The sequence below is a fragment of the Streptomyces sp. AC550_RSS872 genome (genome assembly GCF_019049285.1).
Classification (GTDB): domain Bacteria; phylum Actinomycetota; class Actinomycetes; order Streptomycetales; family Streptomycetaceae; genus Streptomyces.
Genome location: NZ_JAGMUL010000021.1, coordinates 89,791 through 105,321 on the forward strand (window position 1 = coordinate 89,791; position 15,531 = coordinate 105,321).

Genomic DNA, 15,531 nt, shown 5'->3' on the forward strand with positions numbered 1-15,531 from the left:
TCAGATCTGTCTCAGCGGCTGCCGCGTAACTCTTTCGGGTGACTGCGGTGCGGGTTGCCTCCCTGCTTCTCTACTGCTCATGGATGTCGCAGGGGAGGAGCAGGCATGCACTTGTTTGCAGTTGACTCGGAGGTGGCCCGAGCTCACTTAGACAGCCCGCTGTTGTCTGGTGAGGAGGCAGCAGCGTTGCTCGAGTACCGCGCGATCTCGGATGGCACGCCGGTCTTCCTGGACGACGAGACGATGATGCCGGTGGAACCCCTCTGTTCCTGGGGCCGCGGACTGTCCTATGCGGATCTGGCTGAGGGCACGCTCAAGGAGTACGGCCGCATCTTGGCTCGCTTCGCTCTTCATCAAGAGAAGCGTGCCGGGGACGTGGTGGCAGCCACCGAATCGGATGTCGTGGCCTACAAGCGGTTCCGGACCGAGGAGCAGCGCAGGCCGGTCGGTGTATCGGCGTGGTCGAAGGAATCGGGGCTGCTCGATCAGTTCTTCGGGTTTCTGGTCGAGCGCGGGTATCTGGCTCGTCGACCAGTCCGGGTGGCTTCCAGAGGGCGTAACGCGCTCACTCCGCGGCTTCGGCGAACCATGGACATCCGGCACCTGACGTTCGAGCAGTTCAGGTACTTCCGCGACGTCGGACTCGGCGGCCAGCACCCTGACTCCCGGGTCAATCGTTCATTCCGGGGCAGCGCTCCGCATCGAGGACGGGCTGCGGCTGATCTCGCTCTGGGAACAGGGATGCGCTGGCAGGAGTGGGCCACTCTACTGCTACCGGAACTGGGGTTGGGGCTGGGACGCCCCGGGGAGGCCTGCGAGTTCACGGTCCAGGCCTGCGCGAAGTACGGCAAAGCGCGCACGATCTATGTCCCCGAGGATTCCATCGACACGGTGGAGACCTATTTCCTGTTGGAGCGTCCCGAACTGGCCCAACGGTCAGCGGCGAACCTTGGTCGGCGCAAGCGGGACATGTTTGTGGTGTCACGGGTCGAGTCCGAGTCCGGCGTCCTGCGCGGGGTACTGGACGGTGTGAACCGCGAGTTCACGATGGCTGCGATGCCGCCGAAGCTGCGGCGGATCACCGTGAAGGAAGGGGAATTCGGCCTGGAGGCGCTCACGGTGTTCATCTGCCGAGGTGGTCTGATGCCAGGGGCGGATTCCTGGAAGCGCTACCGGCACGCCGCCTGGCGGAGAATGGTGGAGTTGGCGGACGAGACGACACCGCGCTTGCCGGCGAAGAGGTGGCGCTGGCATGACCTGCGGCATACATACGCCCTCCAGTTGCTGAGCTATCTGGAGCGACAGTTGGACGGGTACGAGGCGGAATATGAGGCCCGTGCCCGACGGCACCGCTCCTACCTCACGGGCCATATTCGCTACAACCCGTTGCTGATTGTCAGCCGCCGACTGGGGCACTCCAACCCGCAAACCACTTATGCCTACCTCGAGTACACGGACGACCTGGTGCACGAGTTCGAGGAGGCCTTCGGCGGTTGGCTGGGGGAAGCGGGTGAGGAGGCTACCTATGCGCAGATCGCAGCGCACGCCTTCAAGGTGGATCTCCCCGCGTTGAACGGGGGCTTGTGATGGCCCGGCGCCGCTACAGCGAAGAGGTGCTACGGCAGGCTCTTGATTCCCCCCCGGACCTGCGGGGCGCCTGGGCTTGCGGGTCGTCAGTTGCATAACAGAGCACGGTCGTGAGGGGCTTCACTTTGTCGCCCCAGGGGAATATCGCTGCTCGCGGTTGGTTGCCCAACTGGCAGATGAATGGGTCGAGTACGTTGCAGCGACCAAGATCTCTCGTGGACCTGTGGCGACTTACAGCCGTGCGATTGATCGGTTGGGAAAGTTCGTGGATGCCACGCCGGAAACATCTGACCCTGTGGAGTCGCTCTCGTTGGAGAGCGAAAGTATGGTCCGGCTGTTGGCCAGGTGGGAGCGGAGCCTGCCCGAGAGGTACTCAGCGGGGTCGAAGTGGCCCAAATTTCTCGCTGACGCAGTGCGGTTGCTGATCGTACGGAGGGACGACCATGCGGAGCGCGACGTGGATGGAGGCTTAGCTCAATTCGCCCGAGGCAAGACACTGATCGCCGCTGGCGAGTCCGCGGAACGCGATGAGTTCACCCTCGTGGAAAAGCGTGCGATGGTACGTGCAGCGTGGAATGCGGTGATCGCGCTGGAGAAACGACTCGCTGAGGGCTGGGCCATGGCTGGACAGGGCCGCCACCCTGACCGCGGCAGCTGGTTAAGTATTCCCGATCTGCTTTGGGGGCTGTCATGCGGAGAGATCGACCTCAGGGAAATTAGCGCTTCCTTGCCCGTTCTCCGGAAATGGCCTCCAGAACTTCAGAAACTGGTCCAGTACGACGACGGCACCCCCATCTACCCGCAAACGGCAAAGCTCAGGCTCAATTCTCAATTGGTGGCGCAGCTGTATCCTACGACTCAGGACCTCCATGCCTTCCGCGTTCTCCTGGTCGACACGACTGGGCATGCGTCGGAGGAGGTGACCTCTTTCGGTGAAGGCGACGTGGAATTCCTGCCCCACGGGGTGCGGCTGACCTTTGTGAAGAAGCGGGCCGAACTGGTGCGGCACCGAGCCTTCCGTGACACCGCCGCGGAGAGCGGCGGAGACGAACAGGCGAGCACGTACGACATCACGGATGGTCCGCGACGCGAGGCCAGTGCCGTGGTGCGACGCCTGCTTGCCGTGACAGCGAAGGCCCGAGAGAAGGCCCCTCACCTCCCGCACACCCTGTTTGTAGCGGCCAGGGTGCGTGCAGGTCACTCCTTGGTCTTCGACCACTGGGTTCCCAACGGAGGGCCGGAAACAAGGTTCGAAGGTTGGCTGGCCTCGGTCGGCGTGGAGGTGATCGGAGAGAAACACATTGGACGGCTGCGTAAATCCACCAAGGTGGAGAAGGCTATCGCTTCAGGAGGGCGAATCAGTGCGGCTGCTGACGACCACCTGGAGGAGACCTTCGCAGGCCATTACGCCCAGGGAACGACTTTACGCGTCCTGTCCGGGCGGGTGATTGCCACAGCCCAGGACCACTGGTTCCACAAGGCAGTCCAGGGACCGACCGTAGTCGCTGCGGACGCTGAGGGCGCGCTGAAGGACACAGAGGCACTGAAGTCGCTGGGGCTGGAAGAAGACCAGGCTGAAGGCATCATCCGGGGGCAGCTCGACATGGGCGTCTCGCATTGCAAAGACCCCTACGACTCGCCGTTCAGCCCTCGGGGAGAACTATGCGCGGTGGCACCCTTGCGATGCCTGGAATGCCGCAACGCCTGGATCCTGCCAGGTCAGTTGCCGCAACTGCTGTTGTTTGAACGGCACTTGGAGAACCTGAAACGCCGCATGCCACCGAAGAGCTTCACGGCCCTGTGGGGCCAGAGCTACGTGAACCTTCGTGCGGTGCTGGCCGCTCGCAGCGACCAGGAGCTCGCTCTCGCCCGGAAGAGCATTGAAGCCGCCCGAGCAGAGCTGAATCTACCGCTGACGGCACAAGTGGAGTTCGATCAATGACTATTAACGATCCCGCCGGGCGTCTCACTTCGCTGCTGTTCAGAGACGACGAACCGGTCTTGCAGGGCCGTGCCCTGTTGAGCGCGGCTCGTCGCCCCGGAGCCCGAGTCCCGCTCTTCGGAGACACTGATTCCTGGGACTGCAACGGAGTGCTACGGCGCCCCGCCAATCTCAAAGCCAATGAGTGGCAGGTTCCCTTCACGGTGGAACTGGCAGAACCGTTCTGGAACCTGCTGGCCAGAGAGATGGCCATGGTGATGGCCAATCCACAGCACGAAGCGCTACAGAAGGCGGGCATTTACCTGGGTGACACCCCGGCCTCGGTTAGTACCTTGCGAGGGGCGGTCTACCAGCTGCGTGCCGTGATCAACTGGGCCGACGACGCAGGGCTCCCGCCGAATCCGCGGGGGTGGACAGCGACTGACTTGAAGCGCCGTGTGAAGACTCTGGACGCCTCGCTGAGCGCAGCCAGTGTCATTGGAATCGTGTCCTTCATCCGCAGGATGGTGCGCATGAGCTCGGCGCTGAGCGGCGGATGGCCGGCAGAGGAACCTTGGCCGGGGAAAAGCGCCAAAGCTGTGGCCAAAGCAACCAGAACCGATGTGGTCTCGACCAAGCCCATCCCGCCCGAGATCTGGTTCACTATGGTGCGCGCAGCATTTGCCTATGTCCACACCTTCGCCCCCGATGTACTCCGCGCGATCCGGCGCCGGGATGAACTCCTTCGATCGGCGAGGGCATCCATCATTGACGCCTCACACACTCTCGATACCTGGCTGGCCAACCCAACCAACCAGGTCCCGGTCCACTACGCACGGGACTTGCCCGCAGGTCATCCACCGGCCGTCAACTGGCCGCTGATGACGCTGCTCCTGGGAATCGTCCCGACGCTTCAAGGAGCCGTCTTCGGAGCGCGCCAAAGTGCCCTGGCTCGGAGTAGGCGAGCGGCGGTGCTCGAGGCGGTGGAGCAGGGGCGGTACACACACCAAGGGCTGGTCGAGGATCTCGCCCAAGTCACTCGATCCGACGGCAGTACGGGTCCTTGGCACCCAGGCATTCAGCAAGGCCACATCGAGTACCTTCGGACTGCACTACGCAACGCGGCGTTTGTACTGGTCGCAGCATTGTCGATGATGCGTGACTCCGAACTCCATGAGATCGGGAGGGGGTGCATCGTCGAGCACTGCAACACGCCGGCCGTTGCCTCCACTCTGCAGAAAGGCCATCCAAACCGGCCCCGGAAGCACTGGTGGATCACAGAGCCGGTAGTCGAGGCCATCGAACTCGCCGACTCCCTCTCCCTGCACGCCGAGCGAGTCTTCGCCCCGTTCAAGCGACCCAAGACCAGCGAAGCCATCGACGGCGCCTTGATGATCGATTCCTTCACTCGCTTCGTTAACGCTCATGCCGCATGGTCCGGACTGGACCCAATCCCCGCCGGCAGGGTCAGACCGCACATGTTCCGTCGCACCATGGCTATGCTTACCGACCAATTTGCTGGCTCCGAGATTGCCTTGGGTATCCAGCTCAAACACATCGCTACCCGGGCCTTGGCCAACCGCTCCACTCGTGGATACGCGGCCCCCGACGAAGCCTGGGCCAAGCATCTGGAAGGGGCGATCGAAGCTGCTAGGTTTCGCCGACTCCGGACTCTGTACAACGAGCACAAGGACGGCAAGACGATCGGATACGGTCCTGGCGCCGACCGCGTCAAGCAAGCCTTCGACGACATTGAGGACACCGTTCGAGCTCGGGGAGGCGACTCCCGCGTCGAGGAGGACCTGCTGCGCAAGGCCCGGATCACCATCCGATTCGGAGCCTTGAACAACTGCCTCTTCGACCCGAGCAACCCTTCAGGCGCGATCTGCCTGGAGAACACCGTTATCCCCGAAGGTCACACAGGCCCGCTGGACTGGCGCTGTCGTCCCGACCGCTGCCACAACTCCATGATCGGCATCGAGCATGTCCCCATCTATGACGCGCACCGCCGCGAACAAATTAAGTTGCTGGAGACGCCAGGGCTGCCGAGCCTTCGCAAGGACCTGATTTCCCGCGAAGTCGAACGCGCCGAGGCCGTCCTGAAGTTGACCTCGCAGGAGGAGACATGAGTGCCGACGCCCACGCGGTCGATCGCGTGTCCCCGAGGACCGCGCAGGCTCTGGAGTCCGCGATGGAGAGGCTCTTCGCCGGTAAGCCTCAACGCACCGATGGCCGGTTGACGAAAGAGAACCTCTGGCGGGAGGCCCAGGTCAGCCGGGCGACCATGAACCGGGCCACGGGCATCCTCGCTCGGTGGGACGCGCACGTCGCCCACCATGGGAAAACCACCCCCGGCGAGGCGCGCCGCGACGAGGATATCACCCGCATCCGCCGGAAACTCGCGGACAAGACCCAGGAATGCACCGCGCTGAAACGCAAGCTCCAGGCCGCTGCCACCGCCATCGCCGCCCTCCACCATGACAACCAAGCTCTGCGTGACGAACTCGGACGGCGTGGGGGAACCGTAGTTCCGCTGCGCCGAGATTGAATCCCTGACAGGAGGAGTCCCAACAGCAGCCATGGCCGGTAGGCCGGAAATCAGTCAAAGGCGTGGATGATGGAATCAATGATTGCGCGGATTCCGTTCCAGTCTTCGTCGTCGGCGCTGTTCCCGGCCTGTGCTGCCGCCGCCTTCCGGCGGAATCGCTTCTGCGCGGCCTTTTTGTCAGCGCCAGAGAGGGCACCCTGGCGGCGCCCGAGGCGGGCGACCATGCCACCCCAGTGGACGGGCATCAGCGTGCCGTCGGCGCGGGTCAGCACGTCCTGGCCGAAGTACATCTCCAGTGATCCCGCCGCCCCATTGACATCGGTCGGCGTGAGCACGCCGGTGTCTGGGTCGACAGCAGGGTAAGCGGCGAGAAACTCCAGCGGGGGGTAGTGGAGCACGCGGCAGGACGAAGGATGCTTACGAGCTGTGAGGTTGGCGAGCCCGTCGTGACCGGCTGTGTCGTTATCGGCGATGGCAACGAAGCGGTTGGCTACGCCGGCCACGATGAAGGCGTCCACGGTCTTCACCAAGGCGCCGACGTTTCGTTCGGCCGGAGCCAGACGGAAGTTCATGAAATTGACGAAGCCGACCAGATGCGGGTGCGTGACGCGCATCCCCAGTTCAAGCAGGTCCGCATCTGTGCTCCCCTCGGTCAGCACGAGTAGAGGCGCGTTCTGGGCGACCTCGGCCAGTTGCTCGCTGCGAGCTTGACTGGCGAGAGGCTGGTGCGGGTCCACGCTGATGCCCTCGCGGTCGAGCTCGGACAAGTCCAGACCAGCCAGCGCCTGCGCGGGGCTGCACTCCAGCAGCACCCTCACGAGGTTCCGGATCTCCATGTGCCAACTGAGCCCATCGATGACCATGCTCAGCTTGGGCCAGCGGTCAAAGAACTCCTCGTGGCCCCAGGAGGAGCCGTCGGTAGCGAGGATGGCGCGAAGCTCGTCCAGGAAGTCGGCCCGACCTGGAACGGGATGCGGGAGCCGGTCGGAAGGAGGCTGCTCGGCGAGCGTGTCCAGCGCGGTATCGAGGTCCGCGGCTGCGCGACCGGATGTGATGCCCAGAGCATGAAGCCGCTCGAGCAGGACGTGAACGGTCGTGAGATAGCCGCAGCTAATGGCGGACTCGCCGTCGGCAGCGTGGAGGCAGGACTGGCGCTCGGACTCTGCGAACAGCGCTGCGACTTCAGGGAAGTAGCTGTAGCCGGCAGGCAGGAACCTGTGCCCGCCCACCATGACCCAGGAGTAGTCCGCCATAACTTCATTCTCACGGCTGTTTTCATGGCCGACTGCATTCGTTGTCGACTTTGACAGCTTCTGGCACCCGCCTACAGTCGACGCCGCCCGGAGCGATCATCCCGCATGGGGCAGGTTTAGGAGGGCACTTGAGGTATTCACTGGGCAACGAGATCCCACGTTGCGTTGAACCACTTCCGCCAGTCGTCCACCTTCTCGGAGGCGGGCGAGTGCGGGTCGTCGTCCTTCGCGTCGTAGGTGAACGAGGCTCCGATACTTAGCAGGTCAATCGCTTCCACGGCCTTGGCGTGCGCCGTCAGGTAGACCGGACGCCTGACTGGCACGTACGGCGCGGACAGTACCGCCGAGTTGTTGATCAGGTACAGCATGAGCGACGGCGTGAACCTCACCCGGCGGATCTCGATGTCCACGTCCGGCACCAGTCTGTCGGACCTGAGGCCATGGATCTTGCTCTCGATGTCAGCCGTGCTCATGCGTGTGATGTCGAGGTGGCGTTGCCACACCGCCGCGTTGTCCTCGTCGTTCACGGCCCTTGGATAGAACTGGTCCGCTAGATCCTCGTGCGGCGGGCGCATTTCCGACCTCCTCATCCTCAGGGCCGGATCTGGGCGACGACAGGGCGTGGCCTACCAGCGCGTACCGGGTCCGCCCCGCAGCTCCGCACCTGGGTGGCAGCCTGGCCTGCCGCGCTGCACACCGAGCCGAGCCGTTGCGATCCTCGTCAAGGCCGACGTAAAGCAACGGCAGTAGGTCTAGAGCCGCACGCCGAGCCGGAGCGCCTCTGAGCTGATCCACGCCGCTCGTCGGCCCGCCTCCGCGGCACGGTCGTACGCGGCACCATTCAAATGACTCGGAATGGGGAGCGGGCGCCCCCAACTGTCCAGAAGCAAGCGCGCTTTCCACGGCAGCGGGTACAGGTCTGCGGAGGCGTAGCAGTCGTCCCACGAGATCCAGTGGCCTCGCGGAGGGCAGACACGGTCCGCGTGGACGGTGGCGAGAAGACGGTGTGCATCCTCGCCACCGAGGGCTTCCTCGTGCTGAGGACTGTCCAGCATGCGGCTGACGAACTTGGCGGCGCTGACTCGGCGGTTGTTCATGAGTTCTCCCGAACTGTCAGGCCCCGCGCCCAGTGGCAACGGTACGGCCGTTTCTACAGCCGAGTTGAGTGATCGCGCTCACACTTCGCGCTCGTCGCAACCATGAGACGAGTGCTGTCGCCCACCAGGGTGATCGTCGATCCACGACAGGCCACCGAGGTCTAGCTGAAGTCGGGCGCGGGTCACGGCGACGTAGGCCAACCGGGCGTCGGCGTCTCGGACGGGTTCGGGGATCGGGTGCCCTTGGTCGTCGAGCTCGTCCGTGTCCTTGGGTGGAGGGAAGTCGTCCGCGATTCTGACGCTGGACCATTCACGGCCCTTCGCCTTGTGGGCGGTGGAGACGGTTACGTCGGCGCAGGATTCGTCGCTGAGCCGATCCACCGCATTGAGGATCGCCTCCGTACCGTGCTGATCGATGAGATCGACCAGCGGCTGCAGATCCTTGCCTGCAGGGTCGTATGCGGCATAGTCCTGGAGATCGCCCCAGGAAGCGAAAAGCACAAGCTCCGGATGGGCGGTCCGGCGTCCCTCCGGATGGGCGGTCCGGCGTCCCTCTTTGAGGTCCCGGGCGGCCAACGCCAGAGCACGGAGGGTCTGTCCGCCGCCGACGAGTGCGACGCTGTGGTTTTCGGCGAGCAGGCGCATGACCTCGGCCATGGCTCCCACGTTGGTGCGGCTCAGCACCGCCTTCGGGTGGGTGACGGTCCCGATGTCCGTGGTGATGGTGTCGGTGCCGGACAGGCGGATCGGGGCGTCGGCGATGGCCAGCCAGCGGTTGGCCTGGTCGGCGAGGTGCGGGCCGAACCTGAACGAGCGTGTGAGGGTGAGGGGGACGCCGTCGAAGCGAGACATCACGTCCCGTGCGCCTCGCCAGCCGTAGATGGCCTGGGCGGAGTCGCCGACCATGACGAGCTGAGCGTGGTCGCGCTGGGATGCGAAGACCTGTTCCAGCACGGGGTTGGTGTCCTGAGCCTCGTCGAGCATGAGGAAGTCGGCCTCGATTCTCGGGTGCCTGAGAGACCAGATTTTCAGGTAGTGGTCGTGTTCGAAACGCACGACCCCTTTCTCGGTGTTCTGGAGGTCGGACCAGGCCTGGGCGGCAAACGGCAGAACGAACCCGACGAGTTCACTGTGCGACGACTGAGACTCCAGTCGCCTAAGAGGCGGCACGTGATGGTCAGAGAGAACCCTGTCGGCGGAGTGGCAGAAGCGGGCCACGGTACGCAGCATCGTGTGGGAGAGCGTCCTATGGCTGATGGTGTGGTCACCGATGCGGACAGAGCGGTTGAGGCCCAGGCCCTCGCCGATTCTCCAGGCGGGTTGGCGGGGGCTGTTGAGTCGGCTGGCGTACCGGTGGCCGACGGCTGCGTATGCCGTGGCGTGGGCGGTCGTGCACCGCACGGTGTGCGGGAAACGGGCAGCAGCGTCCCGGGCGATGACCTTGTTGAAGGCGAGGTATCGGCCGCGGCGTTCCGTACTGGCGGCGAGCTGGACGAGGGTGGTGGTCTTGCCAGTGCCGGCGCCGGCCTGGATAACCAGGTGGTGCCCGGTGTGAAAGGCGTCTGCTGCTGCGGTTTGTTCGTCTGTGAGCGTGGTCAACAAGAGCTCCGCATGTGTGGAGGCTGGCAGTTCGGCGGCGGGGCGAGCAACTGCTACCGCTTCGAAGGTGCGCCAGAGCGGTGGGGACGGCTGAGGACGTCGGCCGCGGCCAGCAGAAGGTCTTCCGCGGTGTTGTCAGTGAGCAGACCCTCCAGCCGATCCGTGAGATGCCGGAGGCGTTGGCGCTCATGACGGTCGACGCCTGTGGTCACTGCCTGGCTCAGAAAATCCTGGGGTGTCTGTCCCAGAGCTGCTGCCTTGTGCCGGATGATCCTGCGGATGGCGTGGCTGACGGCCACGTTGAGCAGGATCTGGCCCCGCCGGTCCGGGTAGTGGGTGGTCATGACATCGATGGGCAACTGCACGTCCAGCAGGCCGCGGAGGACACGGAGAGCCCGGCCAGGGCTCTTGGCCTGCTGAACTACCAGGAGCCGGGTGAAGTCTGCGTTCGTGGCCAGCGGAACTCGACGGCGAGCCCGCTGCAGTTCGCTGGCTGTGGCCGGCAGGGTCAGCGTGATCTCGACGGCGTGGTGGGGTGTCACTTCTGATCCGTGGTTCGAGCGGTGTTGTTGGGCCGGGCACGCCGGACCAGCGTGGGCAGACGGTTGTAGATGTGCTCATGGTGGAGGAGCGGGTCGAACACCTCCCACTCCGCCACCGCCATGTCTCCGGCCGTAGGGACGTCGCCGTGCTGCTGACACCGCTGGGCCCGCCAGCGCAACTGGTCTCCGTAGGGCAGACCGGAGAGGTCGTACACGGCCATGACCTCTGCAGGCAGGGCGAGTTGGCCGCAGGGCCTCGTGGCCGGCTTCAGGGTCCAGGTCCCGGCGGGTGTGTCCGGGGTGAGCAGCAGATTGCCACAGCGGTGCCTCCGCCTGGTCTGAGCCACGCACTGGATCTCGTCGACAGGCTGGGCGGCGAGATAGCGAAGGTACAGGAGCTGCACGATGGGACGGCTCGGGCGGCAGGTGGCCGGGGCCGAGTCCTCCGAGTCGGAGGAAGTTGTCGACGACGGGGTGAAAGTGCCGGCGTCGAGCAGGCGGCGAGTGTTGAGGGCCAAAGCGCGGCGGAGCGGTACCAGTTCGGGCGACGCGGAGGTGGCATCGCGGGTGGGGCACACGACGGTACGCGGCAGACGGCACCAACGTGTGCCGTCGTCCGACGGGTACGCGACGCCCGAGCTGACGTGCCAGCGGCAGGCGACGGGAATGCGTGAGGTCGGCAGCTCCCGGGGGTGCAGGCGGATGGGCTGGCCGTCACCGCGGAGATACCACTCGATCTGGTTGCCGCAGTCACGGCATCGGTCGTTCTGGCCGCAGCGCAGGAGTCGACTGACGCCGTCGGGTGTGACGCGGAGGGAGCGTCGCGTCCGGACGGCGGTGCCATCTCAGCGGCACCTCGGAGGCGGAGGTGCGGAGTGCATGTGGGCGAACCTGCCAGCCAACACGCCGTAACCGACGTGTCGCTGCTGTCGTGTCCCTCGGCTAGCCGAACTGGTGGCAACTGGCGTACGAGTTGGCACTCACGTGTTCGAGCGCGCGTCGCCGGTTTGGGTGGTCAGTGAAGGCTGCTTCGGGCGGAGCTCACTCCTGGGTCTCCCCGGGCGGCTCGTGCCCGCGGCACAGGTTGCCGAAAAGCATGTCCAAGGGGGTGTCCAGGGCGTGAGCGAGGGCGCGCCAGGTCTTCAAAGTGCCGACGGTGCGGCCTTGCTCGATCTCGATAAGGGTGCGTCTGGCCAGGCCGGTGCGGGCGGCGAGCTCGTCGTACGTCCACCCTCGCGCCGCCCGCAGGCGCGCCAGCTCCAGGCGTAGCGCCTCGAAGTCCGGATCGGGCGGCAAGATCGTCATCCCACCATTCGGCGGTGCAGACCCCTGCCCTGTCAGTGCAGACCTCTGCCCTATTTGTGCAGGTGGCGACGCGAGCGGGAGGGCAGATGTCTGCACTACCGTGTGCCGCCGCCCCCTCTCGGCGGGTGTCGGCGCCAAACACGATGGGAGGAGCACGAGCCCGATGAGGCTCCGCACAACATGCCCTGCGGGGCGGCGTACCTGGACCGTCGAACTGCGCCCGCAGACCGGCGGGCCAGTACTTTTCTGCGAGCAGTGCCCGGCGGGCGGCAGGCCTCTAGCCGCCGCATCCGCCCGCTCGGCCGCCCTGGCCCACCTCGCCCGGCACGCCCGCTGCGACGTCCTGCCGGTGCACATGCGCACCTGCCAGTGCCACGAACGCGGCTGTCGGTGGCACTCCCGACACCGTGGGTGCGCCGGCTCCATCCGGCTACTCCTGGCGCGGGAGCGCCGTGGACGGGTGTGGCGACTCGCCGACTCCTGCGCTGCCTGCGCTGCGGCCACGGACCATGCGGCCGTCGTACCCGACACGATCCTGTCCGCGTCAGTGCTGGCAGCATGCGAATCCGGTCGCGGCCGGCGCGGACGGCTGCCTCGCGGACCGGGCGAACAGACCCGGGTGCGGGAGATGCTCAGCTACCTTGCCGCCGCGCTGCCGGACGGCACCGAGGCTTCTGCCCGGCTCCTCGCCCTGCAGTGTGCCTTGAGGATGAACGCGGTGGCGGAGGTCCGTATCCCGGCAGGACTGCTGCGCGCTCTCCGCCTGGGCAATCGCACAGATCCTTGGCGGGAACTGGAACAAGCCCGGTGGTTGAGCAGGTTCCCAGGCCCGGCGGACAGTGGCGGCACTGCGGTAGTTGCCCGGTTGCTCGATGCCGGACTCCTTACTCAGTCCCCAGCGCGGCCCGACCGCAGGCGAGCTGCTGACTGGGCCTTGCGATCAGCTCTGCCTGGTCGGGCGGCTGAGGGTGGACCGCTGCCCCAACTGGTTGCCGTGTGGCTTACTGCGTACACAAGTCCAGAAAGAGGTGATGGACTCATGGAATCGGACCGGATGGCGCGTGACTGCGGGTTCGACCTGTCTGCTCTGCCGGACGTACTCCGGCAACTTGACGCAACAGGGCTCCTCAAGTCCTTGGACGTATGTCCTGACTCCGGAGACCTGCGCTGGAAGCTGGCAGAACAATGGCTGCCCCGCCAGGGTGACCACGGCGCACCGTAAGACGCCTAGCCTGCACGGATCCCCCGTGTGCGGGCAGCGAACTGCTCCCGCTCGAAGCGGTAATCCGGGGGCGTCGGTGGCAAGTTTGAGCAGTTCGGGGAGCAGCAAGAGGACCTCCTAGCGGGGTGCGCGCAGGAAGACCAGGTGCGTTTCGGCGTATGCGAAAACCCCGGCTTACGGAGCCGGGGTTCCACGGCGCCTAGCTTTCCTGTGTCCCGTTGTCCGAGTCGGGCAGCTCGTCGTAGGCGGCGAGTCCCGCCAACTCCACGAGTGACGCCAAGTTGGTGCCTGCTGCCTGGATTTCCTCCGCGCTGTTCAGCCGGAGCTGGCACCACGGACAACTCATACTCACGGCTGTGAAGGCCATCTTCGGTGAGGCCGGATCAGGCTCAGCCTTCACGATCGCCTGACGCTCACAGGCGGGACAACCATGGGTGCCGGTCACGGTCACGACGACTTGGTCAATGTCAGGGTTTGCATCCTGGAAGAAGACGCTGAAGCCGGACTGCCCAGGCACTCGGAGCTTGTACGGCAGGGGCAGTCCCTTGAGGCGATCATCGAGACCATGTCGAGCTTGCCTGATGCGGAGCTGGACATCCCGTTCGATGTCGCCCCGCCGCTTGTCCACGGCTACGTTCATCGCGCTCGTCCAGCGACCCCAGAAATTCTCCTCAGGAAGGTCGATGTCTTTGAGCAGAGCTGCGATGTTCTTGGCGAGTGTTGGGAGCAGGGTCTTCGCCTGATCGCCGATGGTTGTATGGGCGGTGCCGTTGCGGAGTTCGATCAGCAGGTCGAGCTCGGAATCAGGTGGAAGCAGCCCCAACGTGCGGAGCCGCTTGATGGTGTCCTTGGCGCCGACGGTGCGGACCTTGTCCGCGCTCATCTCTAGGTGGCCACCGAGGTACAGGAGCATGTCGGGGTTCCCGTTGCGCATCTCCAGGAGGTACACCGGGTTCTTCGAGACCAGCACCGCCTTGGCGAGCCGCTCCACGGCAACACCGCCATGGAGAGCGAACTCGTCGTACTCGCCGCGCCCATGGTCGTCCATGGCTCTGTGGGCGGCCTTCTTGGCTCCTTCAAGGAAGTTCTCGAAGGAGAGGGATTCGTCCATGGACGGACGGTAACCGCCCCTGCACTACAGGCTCGATCGAATTGAGAGGCCCGGTCCTTCCGCTGACGCCTCAGCATCACTCACAGGCGTGGAAACCAACGGCCGCTTTACCTCGCTGAGAGGGTCGGCGAAGGCGTCGAACTCGCTGGTCCTCTTCATGGCGAGCGGAGGTCAGGAGAACGTCTCCCGTACGGGCCGCAGCGGCTGGACGTAGGGAGAGAAGTTTCCGTGCCCGATTTCGTACCGCAGCCCCTTGGGACCGGTGGCCAGGACCTCGCTGCTGGCGCCTGTCGCATTGCCGGCCGCGTCCCCTGCAGCTGCCACGCTGCCCGGCCTTGAGGCGCTCACCTGGTGCTGGCCGACCGCAGGCTGTGCCTGTGGCAGTGCCGGAGCTGCGCGGCGGGTCACCTTTCCGCCTGTGGCCGTAGCGTTGCCCACAGGGCTGCCTGCTGCGGCCACGGCTCCCGGACCGCCCGCCTGCACAACATGACCGCTTGGGCCCGCCCGCCGCACCTCGAAGTAGACACTCAGAGCGCAGCCCAGGAAACCGGCGCACCCCCCGCGACGCTTGCGACCTTGTCTGCCGAATCCAGGTCTGCCCAGAGCGCCACGGACGCCAGGGCGAGGCCGGCCACGGAAAACCCTGCGGCCAGTACCCGTAGCACCACGTGCCCCATGAAACCTCCGCCTTGGCACTCAGGCCCACCCGACACCGTCGTCCGTCATCCTAGAAGGAGCTCCACGGTGCGCTTTGCGGCGTGAACGGAGCCCGCCCGCTCAGTGCGGCCGCCCCGAAGACGCTCATCCCTGGGATCGACCTGCAGTGCCGATCATGTCGGCCTCCCCCTAATTCTGGAAACGCTGTGCGACGCCACCGTTGTGGGTGACGATGGCAGCATGTTTCTCGACGCACGCTACGGTGAGCCGTGCGGCAATTGATAGCACAATGCCACCGAGGAGCACATGAACGAGCCCGTTGGGTCGGACGCTGCCGCTCGGTCCGAAGGTGAGCCAGTATCTGGACCGGGGGCCGCTTCCCAGGATGCGGCCGTCGAGGTCGCGACCGCCGCGGCCGGTGAAGCTGAGCGAGGATCGAGTACCTACGCGACCGGCGGTGGCGGCGTTTCGTTCGCGCACCGCGTCGCGGCTGTCTATCTCGCTGGCATGTTGACTGGCGAACGACGGGCGGAGGTCTCTGAGCTGCCGGTCCGGAGGGTGGCGTTCCAAACCGGTCCGGCGCACCCGGTGGATGATCTTCTGATCGAATGCGGCGATGAGGTAGCCGAAGTCATCCTCGCCGTGGCATGTCGAGCAACGCCGAACTTCGTCCAGAGCCACGGCGACAC

At 65.4% G+C, this 15,531-nt stretch carries 14 protein-coding genes and 1 pseudogene; 5 read left to right on the forward strand and 10 right to left on the reverse strand.

Annotated elements, in window-relative coordinates; all coding sequences use genetic code 11:
• Window positions 1–186: 186 nt before the first annotated feature.
• The 4 genes from KUM44_RS10080 (at window position 187) to KUM44_RS10095 (ending at window position 6,056) form a co-directional block, all read left to right on the forward strand.
• Entirely contained in the window at window positions 187–1,587 is a 1,401-nt protein-coding gene (locus KUM44_RS10080) for a hypothetical protein (protein ID WP_254389307.1), read from the forward strand.
• Window positions 1,588–1,999: 412 nt separating this feature from the next.
• Window positions 2,000–3,529, forward strand: a complete 1,530-nt coding sequence (locus tag KUM44_RS10085; protein WP_254389308.1) for a hypothetical protein — start codon at window positions 2,000–2,002, stop codon at window positions 3,527–3,529.
• Between the two features lie 203 nt (window positions 3,530–3,732).
• Window positions 3,733–5,637 carry an integrase gene (locus tag KUM44_RS10090; RefSeq protein WP_308402557.1) on the forward strand — a complete coding sequence of 635 codons (1,905 nt, stop codon included), beginning with the start codon at window positions 3,733–3,735 and terminating at the stop codon, window positions 5,635–5,637.
• Complete coding sequence (locus KUM44_RS10095) at window positions 5,634–6,056, forward strand: hypothetical protein (protein WP_254389309.1); 423 nt, start codon at window positions 5,634–5,636, stop codon at window positions 6,054–6,056. Before KUM44_RS10090 ends, KUM44_RS10095 begins: the two co-directional genes overlap by 4 nt.
• 50 nt (window positions 6,057–6,106) lie before the next feature.
• Here KUM44_RS10095 and KUM44_RS10100 read toward each other — a convergent pair whose 3' ends face one another.
• The 4 genes from KUM44_RS10100 to KUM44_RS10115 form a co-directional block, all read right to left on the reverse strand.
• A complete protein-coding gene (locus tag KUM44_RS10100) occupies window positions 6,107–7,309 on the reverse strand; it encodes a hypothetical protein (RefSeq protein ID WP_217207461.1) in 1,203 nt (400 codons plus the stop codon).
• Window positions 7,310–7,446: 137 nt separating this feature from the next.
• Window positions 7,447–7,836 (reverse strand): hypothetical protein, encoded by a 390-nt coding sequence (locus tag KUM44_RS10105; RefSeq protein WP_217207462.1) that lies wholly within the window; start codon window positions 7,834–7,836, stop codon window positions 7,447–7,449.
• A gap of 225 nt (window positions 7,837–8,061) precedes the next feature.
• Complete coding sequence (locus KUM44_RS10110; protein ID WP_217207463.1) at window positions 8,062–8,406, reverse strand: hypothetical protein; 345 nt, start codon at window positions 8,404–8,406, stop codon at window positions 8,062–8,064.
• Window positions 8,407–8,484: 78 nt separating this feature from the next.
• Complete coding sequence (locus KUM44_RS10115) at window positions 8,485–10,005, reverse strand: UvrD-helicase domain-containing protein (RefSeq protein ID WP_217207464.1); 1,521 nt, start codon at window positions 10,003–10,005, stop codon at window positions 8,485–8,487.
• A gap of 80 nt (window positions 10,006–10,085) precedes the next feature.
• Here KUM44_RS10115 and KUM44_RS10120 point away from each other — a divergent pair, with 80 nt between their 5' ends.
• Entirely contained in the window at window positions 10,086–10,553 is a 468-nt protein-coding gene (locus KUM44_RS10120) for a hypothetical protein (protein ID WP_217207465.1), read from the forward strand.
• Here KUM44_RS10120 and KUM44_RS45260 read toward each other — a convergent pair.
• From KUM44_RS45260 to KUM44_RS10145, 6 genes and pseudogenes are all read right to left on the reverse strand, one after another.
• Window positions 10,544–10,951: a hypothetical protein gene (locus tag KUM44_RS45260; protein ID WP_254389310.1), complete on the reverse strand. Its 408-nt coding sequence runs from the start codon at window positions 10,949–10,951 to the stop codon at window positions 10,544–10,546. The two genes, KUM44_RS10120 and KUM44_RS45260, sit on opposite strands and share 10 nt — an antisense overlap.
• A 144-nt stretch (window positions 10,952–11,095) precedes the next feature.
• Window positions 11,096–11,329, reverse strand: a pseudogene (locus KUM44_RS45265) (DUF6083 domain-containing protein); the annotation flags it as partial.
• Between the two features lie 259 nt (window positions 11,330–11,588).
• Window positions 11,589–11,852 carry a helix-turn-helix transcriptional regulator gene (locus tag KUM44_RS10130; protein ID WP_217207466.1) on the reverse strand — a complete coding sequence of 88 codons (264 nt, stop codon included), beginning with the start codon at window positions 11,850–11,852 and terminating at the stop codon, window positions 11,589–11,591.
• Between the two features lie 1,421 nt (window positions 11,853–13,273).
• Window positions 13,274–14,185, reverse strand: coding sequence for a hypothetical protein (locus tag KUM44_RS10135; RefSeq protein WP_217207467.1), 912 nt, complete (start codon window positions 14,183–14,185; stop codon window positions 13,274–13,276).
• Window positions 14,186–14,356: 171 nt separating this feature from the next.
• Window positions 14,357–14,509, reverse strand: coding sequence for a hypothetical protein (locus KUM44_RS10140; protein WP_217207468.1), 153 nt, complete (start codon window positions 14,507–14,509; stop codon window positions 14,357–14,359).
• A 522-nt stretch (window positions 14,510–15,031) separates the two neighbouring features.
• On the reverse strand, window positions 15,032–15,523 hold the full coding sequence (locus tag KUM44_RS10145; protein WP_217207469.1) for a hypothetical protein: 492 nt from the start codon (window positions 15,521–15,523) through the stop codon (window positions 15,032–15,034).
• Between the last annotated feature and the right edge of the window lie 8 nt (window positions 15,524–15,531).

Bases quoted from the DNA above. Each gene is read 5' to 3' on its own strand.
- KUM44_RS10095 (WP_254389309.1), top strand. From the start codon at position 5,634: ATGAGTGCCGACGCCCACGCGGTCGATCGCGTGTCCCCGAGGACCGCG.
- KUM44_RS10135 (WP_217207467.1), bottom strand. From the start codon at position 14,185: ATGGACGAATCCCTCTCCTTCGAGAACTTCCTTGAAGGAGCCAAGAAG.
- KUM44_RS10100 (WP_217207461.1), bottom strand. From the start codon at position 7,309: ATGGCGGACTACTCCTGGGTCATGGTGGGCGGGCACAGGTTCCTGCCT.
- KUM44_RS10110 (WP_217207463.1), bottom strand. From the start codon at position 8,406: ATGAACAACCGCCGAGTCAGCGCCGCCAAGTTCGTCAGCCGCATGCTG.
- KUM44_RS10130 (WP_217207466.1), bottom strand. From the start codon at position 11,852: ATGACGATCTTGCCGCCCGATCCGGACTTCGAGGCGCTACGCCTGGAG.